The following is a 242-nucleotide window of genomic DNA, read 5'->3' as shown; positions in this document are numbered from 1 at the left end:
CACCGCATTCGCGAGCAAGCCCGCTCCCACAGTTGATCTGCGGTGTTCTGGCGTTCGTGCGTCAGGTTTTGCGCGGGTGCAGGCACTCTATCGAGCGGTCGACCATGGCTTTGGCCATTTCCAGCAGGTGCCACACGGCGAGGACTTTGGCGCGCTCGGGGCTTTGCAGTTATTCGCCACAGTCGAGCGCGGTGGCCGAGGCGCTGTGCAGCAGGTCGGCGGTGTAGAGCAGGGAGTCTTCG

1 pseudogene is annotated in these 242 nt (G+C 64.0%); it reads right to left on the bottom strand.

Annotated features, from left to right (window positions below):
• Nucleotides 1–61 precede the first annotated feature (61 nt).
• Nucleotides 62–242, bottom strand: a pseudogene (locus K0H47_RS31255) (DUF6124 family protein); the annotation flags it as partial.

This window comes from Pseudomonas sp. Xaverov 83, assembly GCF_019352905.1.
GTDB classification, from domain to species: domain Bacteria; phylum Pseudomonadota; class Gammaproteobacteria; order Pseudomonadales; family Pseudomonadaceae; genus Aquipseudomonas; species Aquipseudomonas yamanorum.
Note: the sequence above shows the minus strand (reverse complement) of the source record. Positions and strands in the feature narration are given on the sequence as shown.